Annotated in this window: 18 protein-coding genes; 13 read left to right on the plus strand and 5 right to left on the minus strand. The window is 63.5% G+C overall.

The features are described from left to right. Positions 1-102 precede the first annotated feature (102 nt). From CQ13_RS10380 to CQ13_RS10415, 8 genes are all read left to right on the plus strand, one after another. Positions 103-828, plus strand: a complete 726-nt coding sequence (locus tag CQ13_RS10380; RefSeq protein ID WP_057842809.1) for a TetR/AcrR family transcriptional regulator — start codon at positions 103-105, stop codon at positions 826-828. Between the two features lie 107 nt (positions 829-935). Continuing rightward, entirely contained in the window at positions 936-1,421 is a 486-nt protein-coding gene (locus CQ13_RS10385) for a DUF2852 domain-containing protein (protein ID WP_057842810.1), read from the plus strand. A 642-nt stretch (positions 1,422-2,063) separates the two neighbouring features. After that, positions 2,064-3,716: an efflux RND transporter periplasmic adaptor subunit gene (locus tag CQ13_RS10390; protein WP_057842811.1), complete on the plus strand. Its 1,653-nt coding sequence runs from the start codon at positions 2,064-2,066 to the stop codon at positions 3,714-3,716. A 13-nt stretch (positions 3,717-3,729) separates the two neighbouring features. Beyond that, complete coding sequence (locus CQ13_RS10395; protein ID WP_057842883.1) at positions 3,730-6,858, plus strand: efflux RND transporter permease subunit; 3,129 nt, start codon at positions 3,730-3,732, stop codon at positions 6,856-6,858. 26 nt (positions 6,859-6,884) lie between these two features. Beyond that, positions 6,885-7,259: a hypothetical protein gene (locus tag CQ13_RS10400; protein ID WP_057842812.1), complete on the plus strand. Its 375-nt coding sequence runs from the start codon at positions 6,885-6,887 to the stop codon at positions 7,257-7,259. A gap of 124 nt (positions 7,260-7,383) precedes the next feature. Beyond that, on the plus strand, positions 7,384-8,151 hold the full coding sequence (locus tag CQ13_RS10405; RefSeq protein ID WP_057842813.1) for a serine acetyltransferase domain-containing protein: 768 nt from the start codon (positions 7,384-7,386) through the stop codon (positions 8,149-8,151). A 217-nt stretch (positions 8,152-8,368) separates the two neighbouring features. After that, entirely contained in the window at positions 8,369-8,776 is a 408-nt protein-coding gene (locus CQ13_RS47060) for a twin-arginine translocation signal domain-containing protein (protein ID WP_082637402.1), read from the plus strand. A 489-nt stretch (positions 8,777-9,265) separates the two neighbouring features. Further along, positions 9,266-10,387, plus strand: a complete 1,122-nt coding sequence (locus tag CQ13_RS10415; RefSeq protein ID WP_057842815.1) for a PQQ-dependent sugar dehydrogenase — start codon at positions 9,266-9,268, stop codon at positions 10,385-10,387. Positions 10,388-10,470: 83 nt separating this feature from the next. Here the strand turns inward: CQ13_RS10415 and CQ13_RS10420 are convergent, their stop codons facing one another. Then, positions 10,471-11,364 (minus strand): ferritin-like domain-containing protein, encoded by an 894-nt coding sequence (locus CQ13_RS10420; RefSeq protein WP_082637403.1) that lies wholly within the window; start codon positions 11,362-11,364, stop codon positions 10,471-10,473. Positions 11,365-11,843: 479 nt separating this feature from the next. Continuing rightward, positions 11,844-12,929 (minus strand): AbrB family transcriptional regulator, encoded by a 1,086-nt coding sequence (locus tag CQ13_RS10425; RefSeq protein ID WP_430649675.1) that lies wholly within the window; start codon positions 12,927-12,929, stop codon positions 11,844-11,846. 247 nt (positions 12,930-13,176) lie between these two features. On the opposite strand from CQ13_RS10425, the gene CQ13_RS10430 reads away from it, so the two are divergent. After that, entirely contained in the window at positions 13,177-13,647 is a 471-nt protein-coding gene (locus CQ13_RS10430) for a hypothetical protein (RefSeq protein ID WP_057842817.1), read from the plus strand. A gap of 53 nt (positions 13,648-13,700) precedes the next feature. Here the strand turns inward: CQ13_RS10430 and CQ13_RS10435 are convergent, their stop codons facing one another. Continuing rightward, positions 13,701-14,297, minus strand: a complete 597-nt coding sequence (locus tag CQ13_RS10435; RefSeq protein WP_082637404.1) for a TetR/AcrR family transcriptional regulator — start codon at positions 14,295-14,297, stop codon at positions 13,701-13,703. 98 nt (positions 14,298-14,395) lie between these two features. Between CQ13_RS10435 and CQ13_RS10440 the strand changes: the two genes are divergently transcribed. The 4 genes from CQ13_RS10440 to CQ13_RS10455 all read left to right on the plus strand — a co-directional run bounded on the left by CQ13_RS10440 (position 14,396) and on the right by CQ13_RS10455 (position 16,889). Continuing rightward, entirely contained in the window at positions 14,396-14,821 is a 426-nt protein-coding gene (locus tag CQ13_RS10440; RefSeq protein WP_057842818.1) for an acyl-CoA thioesterase, read from the plus strand. A 3-nt stretch (positions 14,822-14,824) separates the two neighbouring features. Then, the gene (locus CQ13_RS10445; protein ID WP_057842819.1) at positions 14,825-15,310 is read left to right on the plus strand and encodes a PaaI family thioesterase; all 486 of its coding nucleotides are present in this window, start codon (positions 14,825-14,827) and stop codon (positions 15,308-15,310) included. A 91-nt stretch (positions 15,311-15,401) separates the two neighbouring features. Further along, complete coding sequence (locus tag CQ13_RS10450) at positions 15,402-16,187, plus strand: sulfite exporter TauE/SafE family protein (RefSeq protein ID WP_057842886.1); 786 nt, start codon at positions 15,402-15,404, stop codon at positions 16,185-16,187. 30 nt (positions 16,188-16,217) lie between these two features. Then, positions 16,218-16,889, plus strand: a complete 672-nt coding sequence (locus tag CQ13_RS10455; protein WP_057842820.1) for a DsbA family protein — start codon at positions 16,218-16,220, stop codon at positions 16,887-16,889. A 75-nt stretch (positions 16,890-16,964) separates the two neighbouring features. Here the strand turns inward: CQ13_RS10455 and CQ13_RS10460 are convergent, their stop codons facing one another. Beyond that, complete coding sequence (locus tag CQ13_RS10460) at positions 16,965-17,171, minus strand: hypothetical protein (RefSeq protein ID WP_057842821.1); 207 nt, start codon at positions 17,169-17,171, stop codon at positions 16,965-16,967. Positions 17,172-17,225: 54 nt separating this feature from the next. Then, positions 17,226-18,083 (minus strand): COG3904 family protein, encoded by an 858-nt coding sequence (locus tag CQ13_RS10465; protein WP_057842822.1) that lies wholly within the window; start codon positions 18,081-18,083, stop codon positions 17,226-17,228. Positions 18,084-18,091 lie beyond the last annotated feature (8 nt).

Consider the following 18,091-nt stretch of genomic DNA (forward strand, 5'->3'; position numbering starts at 1 on the left):
CTCGGAATTTGCGCCGCCCGCACGCCGTTAATCTTGATGAACACCAGTTAACGGCCTCAAATTAAGTGACCTTTACGGCCACCTCATGTAAAAGCCTTTAACATGAGTTGGCAAAAGGACCGCCGCGGCGAGCGTGGCTACCATCACGGCAATCTGAAAGAGGCATTGCTGCAGGCGGCGCTCGACCTGATTACGCAAAAAGGCCCCGCCGGCTTCACCTTTGCGGACGCCGCACGCATGGCCGGCGTCAGTCCGGCCGCGCCCTATCGTCATTTTCGCGACCGCGAGGAATTGCTGTCCTCGATCGCGCAGCGCGGCTTCGAGCAGTTTGAGGCGCTGCTGACGCAGGCCTGGGACGACGGTCGCCCGGACACGGTCACGGCGTTCGAACGGGTCGGCAAGGCCTATCTCGCCTTCGCCCGCAACGAGCCGGCGTTCTATTCGGCGATGTTCGAATCTGGGGTGCCTGTCGATTCGAGCCCGGCATTGATGGCTGCCAGCGAGCGTGCGTTCGCGATCATTCGCGCCGCCGCCGAGCGGCTCGCCGCACTGGCGCCGCCCGGCATGCCGCGGCCTCCCGCGATGATGATGGCGCTGCATATCTGGTCGATGTCGCACGGCATAGCCTCGCTGTTCGGCCGCGGCGACGCCGCGCGCCGCAAATTGCCGATGTCGCCGGAAGAGCTGTTGGAAGCGGAAGTGCTGATTTATCTGCGCGGCCTCGGCTTCCCGACCGACCGCCGGCCGTCAGACCAGAAACCGTCCCGCCCGCCGCCGGTGCCGCCGGAAGGGGGCGCGCCCTCAGGCCCCTGGGGAACCCGCAAATAATTTTGCGGGCTGCGCCCAGCCGCCCGCTTGACAAAAACGCGGGCCGGTTTAATTATGTAAATGTTATTTACATTCACAACGGCGTGATTGCCGTCATGGAGAGGGAAATGGCCTACACCGCAGATGTCAATCGATGGCGCGGTCAGACGGAACAGACCTATCGACCGCATATGCTTGAGAGCCCCTGGCACCCCGGCTGGATCGTGGTGACTATCCTCGGCTTCATCATCTGGTGGCCGATCGGGCTTGCCCTTCTCTTTTTCACACTAGGGAGCAGAAAAATGGGTTGCTGGAGCAACGGAGACCGCTGGCAGAACAAGATGGAGCGGATGCAGTACAAGATGGACCGGATGCGCGACCGCATGGAGCGTCGCGGCTTTGGCGGCTTCGGATTCGGCCCGCCGTCCAGCGGCAACCGCGCCTTCGACGAGTACCGCATGGAAACCCTGCGCCGGCTTGAGGAAGAGCAGGTCGAGTTCAAGAATTTCCTCGAGCGTCTGCGCCAAGCCAAGGACAAGGAAGAGTTCGACGCCTTCATGGCGCAGCACAAGCAGCGTCCGACCCCGCCGAACGACCAGCCGCAGCAGGGATGAGCTCGAAATACGCATTCAGCCGCAGGCGTGATGCCCCCATGACGCCTGACGGCGGATACAACCGCCCATCTGCGAGAAGCAGGTGGGCGGTTTGTTTTGTGTGGACGGCAACCCTGAAACGCGCTGTAACTGCGGCAGCGTTCGTCCTATAATTGAATAATGATGTTGCTTGCGATGATTTACCGAATGGTCGGAATGGCGGTCGTCTTGGCCGTGCTTTCGTTCATTCCGTCTGCAGCCAAGGCCCATTCGGGTCATCAACATCATGCCGCGCATCACGCGGGTGTTGCATCCATTGCGACGGCAAGCACCCATCACCAGGCATCTCTCTCCGCCGCGGCGGAGGCGAAGCTGGACCAGGATGGAGATCAAGCGCCCCCGGAAGGACCCTGCGTGGGCGGATGCTGCTCCTCGGCCTTCGGCTCGTGTTGCCCTTCGGGACTTCCCAGCGCCTCGCCGCTGCTGATTCCTTATCTGCAGAGTGTCTCGCGCTTAGGTTTTCCGCCGTCGCAAGCGGGGGTACGCCGCACCCCGGAATCTTTCGAGCGTCCTCCCAGAACGTCCCTCTGAGTGCTGAATCCGCGTGAGCGCGCCCGCGTGTGGCGCTTCTCGCGGCACGAATCTCGAGTGAGGACGACTGCCATGTTTCGAAAGTTTCGGCGCATCTCGTGCGCCATCGCCTTTGCCGTTGTTGCGACCTGCGCCACGCCAACGGCTGCATCGGCCCATGAAGGCCATAACCACGCCGATGAGCCGCCGGCGAGCGTCAGCGCGGCGCCGCGCGGCGAAGCCGCCTCCGCAGACTTTGAGCTGGTTGCGGTCGCTCGTGGCGACGCCATCGATATCTATGTGGACCGTTTCGCGACCAATGAGCCAGTGACCGGCGCCAGCCTGGTCGTTGAGACGCCTGCCGGGCCTGCCACGCCGAGCGAGCAGCCGGATGGCGCCTATCGGCTGGCGGCGCCCTGGCTCGCCAAGGGCGGCCGAACCGATCTTGTCGTTTCGATCACGGCCAGGGACCTGACCGACATCCTTCCGGTAAGCATCGAAACGCCACCGCAGACATCTGCATCGCCGGTTGCGCAGGCCGGATTGTCAGCCGACCCGCGCACGATTTTGCTCATCGGTGGCGGGTTTGTTGCGGGTCTTCTTGTCGCGGCGGTTGCCCTGCGCCGCCGCGCGGCCATTGTCGCCCTGGCTTGCATGGCACTCGCCGGCAGCGTGGAGCAAGGCCGGGCGCATGAAGGCCACGGTCACGAGGAGGAAAAGGGGCAGGTCGCGATCAGGGCAAATTCGGAGGAACGTGCCCAACGCCTTTCGGATGGAACGGTGTTCGTTCCTAAGTCCGTCCAGCGCATCTTTGCCCTGCGCTCGATGGTGACGGAGAAGGCGCGTCATCCGAAGGTCGCCGAGCTTCCCGGTCGTATCATTCCGGACCCCGCCGCCAGCGGTTACGTGCAGTCATCCGTCGGTGGTCGGCTGTCGGCGTCGACGGACGGCTTTCCCCGGCTCGGCACCCGCGTGAAGCAGGGGGATATTCTGGGCTACGTCACGCCGCCCTTGCAGGCCATCGATCTGTCGGACATGCGCCAGCGGCAGGGTGAACTGGATCAGCAAATCTCGATCGTCGAGCGGCGCGTGGCGCGCTACGAGCAGCTCGCGGCGGGCGGGGCCGTGTCCCGAACACAGCTCGAAGAGGCCCGCCTTGAACTCGAAGGGTTGCGCGACCGCCGCGCCTCGATCGAGAAGGCCCGTCGCGAACCCGAAGCGCTCGTCGCTCCGGTGGCCGGCGTGATCGCCGAAGGCACTGCGGTCGCCGGACAGATCGTGCAGCCGAGTTCGATCGTCTTCAATATCGTCGATCCGTCGCGCCTGTGGGTCGAAGCATTGAGCTTTGAGACCATCGAAGGCGCAACGAGCGCGCGCGCCACGACCTATTCGGGCCGGAGCCTCGACCTTGAATATCGCGGCGCCGGCTTTGCCGACCGCAGCCAGTCGGTACCGGTGCATTTTTCCATCGTCGGCGATACGGCCGGCTTGAGGGCGGGGCAGTTCCTGACCGTTCTTGTCCCGACGCGGGAGGAGAAAGAAGGAATCGCGGTCCCGCGCACCAGCCTTGTCCGCGGCTCGAACGGCCAGGACTTCGTCTATGAGCATGTCGGGCCCGAGCGGTTCGCGCCGAGGAGCGTGCGCGCGGAGCCGCTCGACGGCGAGAAGGTGCTGATCATGTCGGGCGTCGCCGCCGGCAAGCGAATCGTCTCGCAAGGAGCCGAGCTCCTTGAACACGTACGCTGAAGGAGGCGTCTTGATGTTTTCGCTTCTCGTCAGCGCCTCGCTCCGCAACCGGCTTTTCGTGCTCGCCTTGGCCGGCCTGCTCGTGGTTCTCGGCGCCTACACGGCCCGACAACTCCCCGTGGACGTATTTCCTGATCTTAACCGCCCGACGGTCACCGTCATCACGGAGTCCGAAGGCTACGCGCCGCCCGAGGTCGAGCAGCTCATCACATTTCCGATCGAAACCCAGATGAACGGTGTTCCCGGCGTCAGCCGTGTTCGTTCGGTTTCGGGAATCGGGCTTTCGATCGTCTACGTCGAGTTCGACTGGGGCACGGATATCTACCGCAACCGGCAGCTCGTGGCCGAGCGTCTGGCGCGGGTTCAAAGCCAGCTTCCCCTCAATGTCACCTCGCAGATCGCCCCGATCAGCTCGATCATGGGGCAGATCCTTCTCGTGGCCGTGACCTCGAAGACGGCATCGCCCATGGAAGTGCGCGAGGTCGCCGACTTCACGATCCGTCCGCGCCTGCTCGCCATCCCCGGCGTCGCACAGGTGATCCCGATCGGCGGCGAAGTCAGGCAATACCGGATTGCGCCGCAGCCTTCGGCGTTGCGAGCGCTTTCGGTGAGCTATGAACAGCTTGAGCTTGCGCTGGCCCAGTTCGGAACCAATACCGGCGGCGGCTTCACCGACCAGAACACCCGCGAGTACCTGATCCGCAATATCGGACGGACGACAAGCCTGGACGATCTGCGAAGCATCGTCGTGGCCACCATCGACGGCAGGCCGGTCTACATGCGTCAGGTGGCGGATGTCGACTTCGCGCCCAAGATAAAGCGCGGCGATGCCGGGTATATGAGCAAGCCCGCCGTCATTGTCTCGGTCGAAAAGCAACCCGGCATCGATACCGTGCGGTTGTCGGGTCAGATCGAGCAGGCGCTTTCCGAACTCGCGCCGTCGCTTCCGTTCGGCATCAAGGCCGACGAGGTCGTCTTTCGCCAGGCGGACTTCATCGAGAATTCGCTCCACAATGTCGGCCGGGTTCTGATTGAGGCGGCCATCGTCGTTTCGGTGATCCTGTTCGCATTCCTTCTCAATTGGCGCACCACGGCCATCTCGCTCACGGCCATCCCGGTATCGATCCTGACCACGGCGATCGTTTTCAAGCTTCTTGGTCTGTCGATCAATACGATGACGCTCGGCGGACTTGCGATTGCCATCGGCGAGCTTGTCGACGACGCGGTGGTTGATGTCGAAAACATCTTTCGGCGGCTGCGGGAAAACAGGGAGCAGGGCAATCCGCGGAGCGTGTTCGAAGTCGTCGTTGCCGCCTCCAGCGAAGTCCGTTCCGGCATCGTTTATGCGACGACGATCATCGTGCTGGTGTTCGTGCCGTTGTTCGCGCTCTCCGGCGTCGAAGGGCGCCTGTTCGCCCCGCTCGGCCAGGCCTACATCATTTCCATTCTCGCAAGCCTTGTGGTCTCGATCACGCTCACGCCGGTCATGGCCTATTACCTGCTGCCGGGCGCAAAACGCATGGCGGAGGGCGAAGGCTGGCTGGTGCGACAGCTCAAGCGCATCAACCGCGCCGCACTTGATGCGGCTTTCGTCCGCGGGAAGCTTCTGCTGGCGCTGACCTTGATCGCGGTGGTGGCGGCGGGGTGGGGCGCGTTCCAGCTCAAGCGCGCCTTTCTGCCGGCATTCAACGAAGGCACGTTCACCATCAACCTCGCCTTCAATCCCGGCGTTTCGCTGGCAGAATCGAACCGCGTCGGCACGATCGCCGAACGGCTGCTGCTGGACGTCCCGGAGGTGATCAGCGTGGGCCGGAGGACCGGCCGCGCCGAGCTGGACGAGCATGCGGAAGGCGTGCATTCCTCCGAGCTCGATGTCGCCTTGAGGCATTCGGATCGCGCGAAGGCGGACATCGTTGCCGACATACGCTCGCGCCTCGCTGTCCTGCCACTGTCCGTCAACGTCGGGCAGCCGATCTCACACCGGCTCGATCACCTGCTCTCCGGTGTCCGGGCAGAGATCGCCTTGAAACTGTTCGGCGAGGATCTCGACACCCTGCGCGGTACGGCAGAGGAAATCCGGAGCCGAATCGCCGGCCTGCCCGGCATCAAGGACCTCCAGGTCGAAAAGCAGGTGCGAATTCCCCAGCTTGAAATCCGCGTCAACTATACCCGCGCTGCGCTTTACGGGGTTCAGCCGGGCGCGGTCGTCGAGCAATTGTCGCGGCTGTCAAGCGGCCGCGTGATATCGCGCGTCGTCGACGGCTATCGCCGCTTCGATGTTGTCATGCGCCTTCCGGACCGTCTGCGAACCACGGAAAAGCTCGGCGATCTCCTGATCAAGACGCCGACCGGATGGATACCGGCGCGACAGATCGCCGATATCACGGAGACCGACGGACCCAATCAGATTTTGCGGGAAAACGGCCGGCGGCGCATCGTCATCCTCGCAAATTCCGATGCCAAGGCCGACATGGCCAAGCTGGTCGAGGGAATTCGCGGCGAGCTGCAAGCCGCGAAACTGCCATCGGGCGTGACCGCAAGCCTTGAAGGAACCTTCCAGGCGCAGGAAGAAGCGAGCCGGACCATCGGCATTCTCGCGCTCATCTCGCTCTCCCTGATCTTCGCAATCCTGTACAGCCGCTATCGGTCCGCGGTGCTGGCGCTGATCATCATGGGCGGCATTCCGCTCGCCTTGATCGGATCGGTTGCCGCGCTGGCCATCACGGATCAGCCGCTCTCGGTTGCGAGCCTGGTCGGGTTTGTCACGCTCACCGGCATCGCCGCGCGCAACGGCATCCTCAAGATCAGCCACTATATCAATCTGGCGCTGCACGAGGGGATGGCGTTCGGGAAGGAGCTGGTCGTCCGGGGAAGCCTCGAACGGATGACGCCGGTCTTGATGACGGCGCTGTCGGCGGGGGTGGCGCTGGTGCCGCTCCTGATTGGCGCCGATGAATCGGGCAAGGAGATTCTCCATCCCGTTGCGGTGACGATCTTCGGCGGCCTCGTCAGTGCGACACTGCTCGATACCGTCGTGACGCCGGTGCTGTTCCTGTGGTTCGGGAGAAAACCGCTTGCGCGCTTGTTGCAACGGCAGGCCGACGACACGGGCAAACGAACCGCCCCGGCCCACTCTTACTGACGCAACACGAGAAGGAAAGAATTCACATGAGACACAACGCCATTGTCATTCGTTTTGTGCTTCTGATGGCGTTGATGGCCTCGCCAGCCGGCGCTCACTCATCGAAAGGGCCGCATGGCGGTCGGTTCGTCGATGCCAAGCCCTACCACGCCGAACTCGTAACCAAGGGCGACATCGTCGAAATCTTCATCAGCGACGCCGACGAAAAGCCGATGAATGCTGCCGGCTTCAGGGGCGTCGCTATTTTCCAGGTTAGCGGCAAGGTGGAACGGATCGAACTGCGGCTAAGCGAGTCGGGTGCGCTTGCCGGAAAAGCCGGTGAGGCGCTTCCAGAAGCCGTCAAGGGCGCGGTCCAGCTTACCGGCCCCGACGGAAAAACGACCATTGCTCGCTTCGAGTGATTACTTCTCTGTGAGGATGAGTCCGTTTACTGGCACGAACGGATATCCGCCAGCGCACCGGCTGGCGCGTTCTTGTAAGTGGCTTATATTGCCTCGGCAGCATTAGGGTCACGGGCGGACCGCGATGATTCCAAACGAAATTGCACCAGTCGGTCAACTCTGGCAGGCGATCCGGCGTGAAGCCGAGGGTGTGCTCGCAAATGATCCGGTATTTGGCGCCGCGCTGTCATCAGCCATTCTCGACCAGCCCGATTTCGGCGGCGCATTATCGCATCAGATCGGCGCGCGGCTCGGCAAGACTCCAGCGGATCGCGCGCGCTTTGCGGAGCTTGCCCGTGACGCCGTCAGATGCTCCCCTGATCTGATCGACGCGGCGAGCCGCGATCTGCAAAGCATTGCTATTCACGATCCCGCGACGATGATGCTTCTGCCGCCGCTGTTGAACTTCAAGGGCTATGTCGCACTGCAGACTTGGCGCGTCTCCAACTGGCTCTGGCGCCAGAGCCGCAACGATCTCGCGCTGTTGCTGCAAAGCCTGTCGGCCGATCAGCTTCAGATCAGCATTCACCCCGCCGCTTCGATCGGCACGTCGGTGTTTCTTGATCACGCCACCGGCATCATCATCGGCGCCTTTGCCGTGATCGGCGATGAGGTGACGATTTTACAAAACGTCACCATCGGCCGAAAGCATTCGGAACCGGACCGCGCGCCGAAGATCGGCAGGGGAGTGCTGCTTAGCGCCGGATCGACCATTCTCGGCAACGTTACCGTCGGCGACTTCGCGAAAATCGGCGCAGGCGCAGTCGTCGAGCACAACGTGCCGCCCGGCTGCACCGCCGTCGGCGTTCCCGCGCGGCTGACCAATTGCCCAGAAGCGTCGGTGCCGGCCTGAGCGCTGCACCCGCACAGGCAGTCACGCCGACGTCCTCGAACAGCGTAGTTGGGAAGAAGAGGTAATATGGCTGCCCTGATTTTTGTGGAAGGGCCCTCGCTTGGCGCTGTCCGGCCTTAAGCAGCGATCTGTGTGACCTCGCTGCAAAGGAAAGCTCGGCAATGCGAGGAACAACGCGTCCCTCAGTAAATTGTTTTGATCGTCTGGAAGACCGCGAATGGTCCCTCCACAACCCCGGAGGACACCCGTGAGCGAGCACTCGAAAAAGGAATCCATTTCGCGTCGCAATTTTATTGGAAAAACCCTCTGTGGAGCGGCACTTGCCGGGACGGCGCTGCCGGCATGGGCGGCCCCGCCGATTACGCCCCTGCCATTAGATGACGGGCTGCTGCAAGAGATACGCGGCCGGCGAAAAGTCAGCAAAGCATCGGCCCAGTATCGCGATAGTCCAAATGGACCCCAGCGCTGCGGCGGCTGCGTCAATTTCCGCGGAGGGACCTGCGCGATCGTCGAGGGACGCATCAGCGCCAACGGCTGGTGTCGCCACTACCGAGCCGCTAGTAGAGGCCGAGCGCCCGGTGCTTCCGGCGGCGGAGGTGCGCGTGGAGGCGGAAGCAGTTACTAGAACTGCCCCCAACACGTACGGCACCGTAGGCGGTGTCTGCGCTGACAGGACGGTGCCGCGACCACAGCGGCGCAGCAATGAATGTCTGGGCGGCAGCAAGACGATCAGGACAGACCACTGATCAGCCTGAAGGCGGCGCTGCGCTCAAGTGTCTTAAACTCGAAAAGCCTGACTCGACTTCGATGAGAGGCTCGCAATGAAAATCCCTTCTTCCCGCCTCGTGACCCTTACGGCAGTTCTCGTTGCGATTGGCTTCGCGCTTGCACCAGCCTGGGCTCAGCGTAGAAACGCGCCCGCCGCTCAGCCCCCGGCAGAAAAGCCGGCGGACCCGGCGCTCTTGCCCGACCAGGAACTTGGACGCCGGTTCACGGTCAAGGCGGAGGACCTGCCGCCCCCGAAGACCGGCCCGATCGTCAGCAACCGCTCCCTTGTCATTCCCCACCAGGGCAAACGCCCCGCGTCCTTGAAGGCTTCATCACGACAGCTTTCATGACCGGCCTTGAGCATCCGAGGCGTCTGCTCGTGCTGCCGAACGGCGACGTGCTCGTGGCCGAACAGAAGGCGGGCTATCTCACATTGCTGCGCGATGAGGACGGGGACGGCAAGGCCGACTGGATTCAGCGCCACGCGGAGGGACTCAACCAACCTTACGGACTCGCCTGGCGGGACGATCACGTCCTGGTCGCGGATCAGGATGGGATCTGGAAGGTACCGCACCGGCTTGGCGCATTGCGTGCAGGCCGTGGTGGCGAGCAAACGAAGGCTGCCGATGTGCCGCCGGATCAGCGCAAACCTTCGCCCGCCGTGGTTGGCGAGGAAATGATCACCAGGAAGGGCGTGTTCGGCATCGTTCAAGGCCATATGAACCGACACCTCGCGATTGATCCCAAGACCGGCGGACTATTCGTCGGTGTCGGCTCGTCCGGAAACGTCGGTGTTGAACCGGAGGTCAAGGCGACGATCCAGCGCTTCGATCCCAATGGCGCGAACCAAGTCACGTTCGCTTCGGGATTGCGCAATCCGACGGCGCTCGCCTTCGAACCTGGAACGGGCGATCTCTATGCGGTGGTTCAGGAGCGCGACGGTCTCGGCGACCGGCTTCCGCCCGATTATCTGACGCGTGTCGAGAAGGGCGCCTTCTACGGTTGGCCTTACGCATATATCGGTCAACACCCGCAGCCGGGTTTCGCCAATTTGAAACCAGACAAGGTCAAGGCTTCAACCAAGCCCGACCTTCTGTTCGAAGCGCATTCCTCGGCGATGGATCTGGTGTTCTACGATGGCGAACAGTTTCCGCCCGAATTCCGCGGCGGCGCCTTTGTCGCCCTCAAAGGGTCGTGGAATCGATCCGAACCAACCGGTTACAAGATCGTGTTCGTGCCGTTCAAGGATGGCCGTCCGCAAGGCTGGTACCAGAATTTCGCCGTCGGCTTCTGGGTTTCCGGCATGCATCGCGCGGAGATCTGGGGCCGACCTGCCGCGCTTGCCATTGCCAAGGACGGTTCGTTGCTCGTTGCCGACGACACCGGCGGCACCGTCTGGCGCATTGCTTACGCAGGGCCTCAGAACCGTACAGGAAAACCCGATGGCAATACCGAGGCGCCACGCTAGCTTGAACGGCTGTCCGAACAGCCAGCGCGGCGGATGCCGGCACGATCACAACCTGGATTCGTGCGGCAGAGTGCGTATCGCAGTCAGGTGCTCCTGAGCTCTCCGTTCATTCCGTTCGGGTAGAACCCGCCCTTGCTGACGCCGGCCTTGTCGGTCAGATAGACGATACGCAGCACCTCTTGCGGCGTGCGGTGGAAGGCGATCGCGTCGGCGGTCGAAGGCACGAAGTTGGCTTTGCCGTCGATCCTGATCCCCTCGTCTTCTTTTTCGGGCGTCCCGTCAATTTTATCCCGTGCATCCGAAATGGCGTTGGCGGCGTCCCACGCCTTCTCGCCCATCATGTAGAGCTGGGAGCGCGCCATTCCCATGTGGTAGGCCTCAACAGCAAGTATCCCCGCTGCAGCCTCCACGAATTCCTTTTTCTTGAGTAGGGGAGCCGCGCCCGCATAGGCGGTCACGCCGACGTCCTCGAATAGCATGCCGCCGAGCAGAACCGACATGTCGTCGGCAAAGGGATCGAAATCGGCTGGCAATCCGGCAGCCTCAGCAGCAGCCTTGAAGCCGGCGTCGAAGTCGATCGCAGGTCTTGAAATAGCGTTTCGGCCAAGCGTCTTGCGATAGAAGCGAACATGGGCCAGTTCGTTCTCCGCCGTCTCTTCAATGAACTCGCGGATCGCTTTCTCCTTGAACTGGGCCTCGTGGCCGCCCACGACCCTGCCGGCATCCATACCGGCGTCGGTATCGCTGATGCCCTTGCCGGTCGTTGCACGCAGATAGAACTCGGCTTCCATGTATTCGAGGTTCAGCGCGAAGGTGAGAATGTCCTCGTCGTCGATCGCTGCTCCCTTCTTGCCGATCCCAACGCCCGTGGTCTCGCGCTTCTGCTGGGCATAGGCAGGTGGAATAAGCAGTCCCGCGAGTCCTGCGACGGACAGGCCGGCGATCGATTGCCGGCGAGAAATGCGCAATGCATCCATGGCGTAACCTCCTCCGTTCTGGATTGGGGGCCGCGCCACTCACTGTTCAACGCTAATAAGGGCGCTTCATGGCGCGACCTCGGTACCAGCTAGTACTGGCGCGGTACAACGTTAGGCCGCAGGCCACGTTCCAAGCGAACTCGAAATCAGGCAGGCACGACGTCGTGAGGCCGCTGAGCCATGCTTGGCCTGTGCATGCAAGAGTGGACAAAGGCGCGAAGGCGTCGTGGGCGAATCACTTCTGATTTTCAGAAATCGAGACCATGGATGCGCGCGCACCCGGTCTTCCCTGCGGCCCTCGAACGAGAGGGCGGGAGGTTGAGAGCAAACCTTGGGCAGTTCATGTCGCGAGACCGGGCGATCAGTATTCCAGAGACGTCAATGATTGAACCGAGAAGCCGCGGCGTACTGGATCCTGGATACCCCCTTGCGGGGCGTAAGGGGGAGGGAGCCCATCGTCCGTGTGGGGACGGCGTGCCCTAATCGTCCACGTCCTCCTGCGGGCGGCCGAACAGGTGCACGATGCCGGGCGTGGTGATCGAGACGAACACGAAGCGCGACAGATGATGGGCGCCGACGAAGATCGGATCGATATGCAGCGTGAGCGCCAGCGCCAGCATGGCGTCCATCGCGCCTGGTGCAAACGCCACGACGACGTCGGCGAAGCGCACATCGGTGGCCAGCATGATCAACGTGACGAAAATGGCGGAGATGAAAATCGCGACCGCAAACGAGCCGAGCCCGGCATTGATGTGGCTGAGCAGCGTCGACTTGCTGATCCGCGCAAAGCGCGTGCCGATCACGGCGCCGATGCCGACCAGCGCCACGCCGCGCATCCAGGGCGGCAGGCCGCCCTCGATCACGTCGGTGCCGTGCAGCACGGCGGAGGCGATCATCGCGCCGAACATCCAGCTCGCCGGAAATTTGGCGAGCCGCAGGAGCAGCGCGACCGCGATGGCCGCGGCCGCCAGCACGGCGAGCTCGAGCGGCGAAGCAATGAGGCTCGCCACTTCCCTCGGCGTACTCGACGCAACGCCGGTGAAGGCCAGCAGCAGCGGCAGGGCGGCGGTCAGGATGATCACGCGCATGGTCTGCACCACGGCGATTGCAGCGACATCGGCACCCTTCTCGGCGGCGAGCATGGTGATCTGCGACAGCGCACCGGGACTTCCCGCCAGCAGCGCCGAGGTCGGGTCCCAGCCGTGTACGCGCTGCAGATAGAAGCTCGAGCCGAAGGTCGTGCAGAACGTCGCCAGCGCCAACAGGCCGATGGTCAGGGGATAGGCGCTCATGTGCTGGATCAACTGCCGCGATACCAGTGAGCCCAGCGTGATGCCGAGCAGCACCAAAACGCTCTGCGTCAGGGTCGCCGGCATGGTGACCGGCCGCCCCGCCAGCGCCGCGATGCCCACCGCGACCATCGCGCCGGAAATCAAGCCGCCCGGCAGGTTGAGCCACAGAAACAAGAGGCCGCCGGCGGCGCCGATGACGAGCGTCTCGAGCGTGCCGAGAATCTTGGCGCGGTCGGACATAGCGGAGGATATCGAGGCGGGGATCAGGCTCACGCCGCCTTATGGCAAATCCTCTTGCACCGGACAAATGCGCCACGCGATTGCAGCAATGCAGGGAGGAGGCCTGCATTGCCTGCACAAACGTTCCGTGGCCTTGGCTGAACGCGGGCTGAATGCGACGGCGGATCGCGCCTATTCGCCTCAGAAAATTTTTACCGCAGGGTTCGTTCGATGCGTTGTCGCAAGCTGTGGTTGCGCTAGGATGGTCGCGCAGATGACTACTGCCCTAAGGAGACCAGGGATGACTATCGAAGCAAAAATACTGGGCGCGTGTGCGCTGTCGGCATTGGCTGCGTTTGCGATGACCTCGCAGGCGAATGCCCTGACGGCGCAGGAATGCAGCGCCAAATACCAGGCCGCGAAGGCCGCCGGCACGCTGGGCGACCAGAAGTGGAGCGACTTCCGGAAAGCCCAGTGCGGCGCCGACGCCGCGCCCGCCGCCGCCGCTGCGGCTCCGGCCGCCGCGAAGGAAGAGAAGACGGCTGCCAAGAAGGAAGCCGCACCTGCGGCGGCGCCATCCGGCCCCGCGACTTTTCCGAGCGCGGTCGACGCAAAATATTCGAAGGAGACGGCGACGAAGCAGCGCTTCCACACCTGCCTCGATCAATACAACGCCAACAAGGCCAGCAACGCCAACGGCGGGATGAAGTGGGTCCAGAAGGGCGGCGGCTATTACAGCGAATGCAACAAGAAGCTGAAGGGCTCGGCCTAGCCAGCAATCGACGCGGGCGCGGCCGGAGCTTTCGGCCGCGCTCACAATTCGGCTTACAATCCACGGAGCAACGTCTCGGCCGACTTCGCCACCAGTTGTGTGCGCTTGCGCTGGCCGCGTTCGAGAAACAGCAGGCTCTGTCCGAACACGAAGCAGTAGAACAAAAACGCCTGCGCATCGGCCTCCTCGGCCGCCAGTCCCGTCGCGCGATAGAGATGCCCGACATTCTTCAGCCGCGCGGCGTCCACGCTCGCCACCGCATTGGCTGCCAGCTCGTCGGAGCGGGCCCATTGCCGGATCGCCAGTTCGACCGCCATGCCCTCGGTGTTCATGCGCTCGGAATAAAGCGCGATCAGCGCCTTCAGCCGCTCGCGCGCGGTCGCGCCGTCGAGGCTGGTCTGTTTCTCAATCGCGGCGATGCGGCCCGCGCTCCAGTGCTGCAGCATGGCGTCCAGCAGGGCCGCGCGGTCGCGGAAGCGGCGGTAAAAGCCGCCCTTGGTGACCCCGAGGTTCTTGGCCAGCACCTCGACCCGTACGCCTTCGACGCCGGTCCGGGCGATTTCCTCAAAGCCGGCCTCGATCCAGCTCTCGTGGCGAACCTCGCCGGCGCGCGCCTCTCCGGTTCGCGCCTCTCCTTTGGCATCGCTCATGGTCCGGTCCCACGGAGTGGTTGATACGGTACCGTATTGCTAACCCGGGGAGGGCATGATACGCTACCGTATCGAGAACAAAAGAGCGGGAGCAAGCGATGGAGACGGACGCGACCTATCGCGGCACGGTCTATCCGTGGCAATGCGATCATGTCGGGCACATGAACATCATGTGGTATGTCGGCAAGTTCGACGAAGCGAACTGGAATCTGTTCGCCCGGCTCGGGCTGACGCCGTCGTACTTGCGCACCTCCGGCCGCGGCATGGCCGCCGTGCAGCAGAACATCACCTACAAGCGCGAAGTCCTGGCCGGCGATATCATCGAGGTCAGAAGCCAGGTGCTCGAGATTCGCGACAAGTCGATCCGCTTCGTCCACGAGATGCGTAACGCCGAAACCGGCGAAATCGCCGCGACTTGCGAATTCGTCGGCGTCCACATGGACCGGCAGGCGCGCAAGTCGATCCCGTTCGCTCCCGTGATCCGCGACGCCGCAAGGCGGCATCTCGAACCGGCGATGGCGTGACCCATGCCGCGCTTCGAGCCGAAGAACCCGGATTATCGCGCGGTCGCCACCGCCATGTTCGAGCAGCAGCGGGCGATGAAGACGCTGGGCATTTCGATCGCGCGGCTGGAGCCGGGCGAGGTCGATCTGGCGATGGACTATTCGGCCGATCTCACCCAGCAGCACGGCTTCATACACGCCGGCATCATCACGGCGGCGCTCGACAATGCCTGCGGCGTCGCCGCCTTCACGCTGATGCCGCCGGGTGCGGGAATTCTCACCGTGGAATTCAAGACCAACTTGCTGGCGCCGGCGCGCGGCGAGCGGTTCGCGTTCCGCGCCAGCGTCGTCAAGCCCGGCCGCACGATGACGGTGTGCGAGGGCCGCGCCTATGCGGCGGATGACGGCAAGGAGACGCTGATCGCGACCATGACCGGCACGCTGATGGCGCTGACCAGCCGCGAGGGCGCTTCGCCGGAGAAGGGGGTACGTCGTAGCCTGATCGGCTGATGTGTATTGCAGGGCAGCTTTGTGCTGCGGCCATGGCGATCTGCAGAAAATCCTTCTATGGTCGCGCCGTGCAACAGAGTCTTTCAACTTGATCATCTCCACCGCGCAAGGCGTGCTGGGACTGGCGTCGGGGATGCTGGTCGGGTTCTCGCTTGGCCTGGTCGGCGGCGGCGGCTCGATCCTGGCGGTGCCGCTGATGGTCTATGTGGTCGGCGTGGCGGAGCCCCATATGGCGATCGGCACCAGCGCGATTGCGGTGGCCGCCAACGCCGCGCTCAACCTGTCCAACCATGCGCGCGGCGGCACCGTGATCTGGTCCTGCGCGCTGATCTTCGCCGCGGCCGGCATGGCCGGCGCCTTCGGCGGCTCGATCCTCGGCAAGATGATGGACGGTCAGCGGCTATTGGCGCTCTTCGCGCTGGTGATGATCGTGATCGCGCTGTTGATGCTGAAGACGCGCTCGCGGATCGGCCTGCCTGACGTCAAGGTCTCGATGGCGAACATGCCGGCTATCGTCGGCCTCGGCCTCGCCACCGGAACGGTGTCGGGATTTTTCGGCATCGGCGGCGGATTCCTGGTCGTGCCGGCCCTGATGCTGGCGACCGGCATGCCGATCATGAACGCGGTCTCCTCCTCGCTGGTCGCGGTTACCGCGTTCGGCCTGACCACCGCCGCCAGCTATGCCTGGTCCGGGCTGGTGTCGTGGGCATTGGCGGGACTGTTCGTGGCGGGCGGCCTCGCCGGCGGACTGGCCGGCACGCGTTCGGCGCGGCACCTCGCCGAGCGCCGCGGCGCGCTCAACATCGTGTTCGCCGTGGTCATTATTGCCGTGGCGCTCTATATGCTGGCGCGTAACATATCCCTATCTCAACCGTAGACAGGAAATGCAGCCCTTGGCGAGACCCAGATGAAGCGATTGAATAATCCGGCCGGGACGATCCCAGGCCCGACGCGGCGCGAAGCGCTTGGCTTGCTCGGCGCGGGCGTGGCGCTGTTCGGCGCGGGCATGTCGCGTCCGGCGTTCGCGCAAGGCGACGACGTCCTGACCGAAGCCCTGGTGCTCCGCGACCCCGACGCTCCCGCGACCGGCAATCTCGACGGCGACATCAACATCGTCGAATGGTTCGACTACAACTGCCCGTATTGTCGCAAGATCGCGCCCGAGATCCAGCAGGTGGTGCAGGACGACGGCAAGGTCCGCCTGGTGCTGAAGGACTGGCCGATCCTGGGCGACGTCTCAAAGTACGCGGCGCGGGTGGCGCTCGCCGCCAAGTATCAGGACAAATACCTGCCGGCGCACGAGGCAATGATCGGCGTCAGTTCGAAATTGACCGAACCGCGCATCCGCGAACTGGTAGCAGGCGCCGGCATCGATATGGACCGTCTCAACCGCGACCTCACTTCCAATGCGAAGGCAATCGACACCATTCTCGCCCGCAACCACGATCAGGCGGTGGCCTTCGGATTCAAGGGAACGCCGTCCTTCATCGTCGGCAAGTTCCGCGTGCCGGGAATCCTGACCATGGCGGAATTCGAGATGGTGATTGCCGACGCGCGCAAGGCGAAGAAGAGCAATTAGAGCGTCAAAACGCCGTCGTTCGGGACGACGGCGTTTGAATGTTGCGATTGATCTCGCCAGGAAGTTATCAAGGAACTATCGCGACGAGAGCTTGACCCAATCGTCGTGGGCGCGCGTTTTCAGCGCCTTCCAGTCCTCTGCCACGACATCCCAGTTGACGAGGGTGCGACTAGCCTGCGCGACCTGGCCGCTGGCGACACTCGACGTCCGCATGGAATCGTAGACATAGACGCCGAAAACCAGCAGCAGCGCGCCCAAAATCATTCCGACAAACGTCCGCATGCGATACCTCCGTGACCGCTCACTAACGCGGAGGACGAGGGATGGTTCCCTGATCTAGGATCGCGCCTTCGGCGGCGCCGGGCGGGGAGCCGAGGCGGAAGGTGCTGCCGCCCCGGTGGCTGTCGCCAGGTTGAGCGACTTCAATTCATCGGGCTTGAACACGAAAAGCTTGTCGTGCGGCGTCTCCATCGCATGTACCCAGACCTGGAGGTTCACGCCCATATCGCCGAGATAGCGTTGGCACCGCGCCGAGACATTTTGCGCCACGTTCATCTCGTCGCGGGGCAGGCCGGCTGTGGTGCCCAGCGCCGCCACCTGATGCACGCCGACGATGGCCTTGTCGCCGACCCGGCGCTCGACGCCGCCGGCGAACATCAGCGGGCAGGATGAGGCGCAGTATTTGCCAGCCTCGATCTCGGTCGCGAAACTACGCTCTCGAATGAGTCGTCCCATCGCCAACGCATCGCTGACCGAGCCGCCCGGCGAGTTGAGCACCACCGTCTTGATGTAATCGCCGCGCTTGGCGACCTCGGCTGCAAACGCATCCGAAATCCCTGGCGTAATGGTGCCGATCGCCATCAGCTTGCCGCCACCCACCAGTTCGAAGGTCATGGGCTCGGCCATCGCGCCATCTGCTTGCGGTCGCGGCGTCAGGCGCTTGTTGTCGCCGGGTGCCAGCGGCGCCAGAATGGATGGCACCGCATTGGGAAGGTTCAGCGAAGGCGTGTCCTGCCTAAGCTCGACGGCAGGATCAGCAGTGCCGATCCATCCATTCATGCCGGCGAGGTCGGCCGCCAGTACAGCGATCGTGATCGTGACGATGCTGCGGAACAGCCAGCGCAGGATCGCTTCGTCCGGATTGGCCGCAAGAAAGGCTTGAACGCGCTGTTGAAGCGTTGCGGAGCGCTGCATCGCGACAC

The sequence above is a fragment of the Bradyrhizobium retamae genome, from assembly GCF_001440415.1.
Lineage (GTDB): Bacteria > Pseudomonadota > Alphaproteobacteria > Rhizobiales > Xanthobacteraceae > Bradyrhizobium > Bradyrhizobium retamae.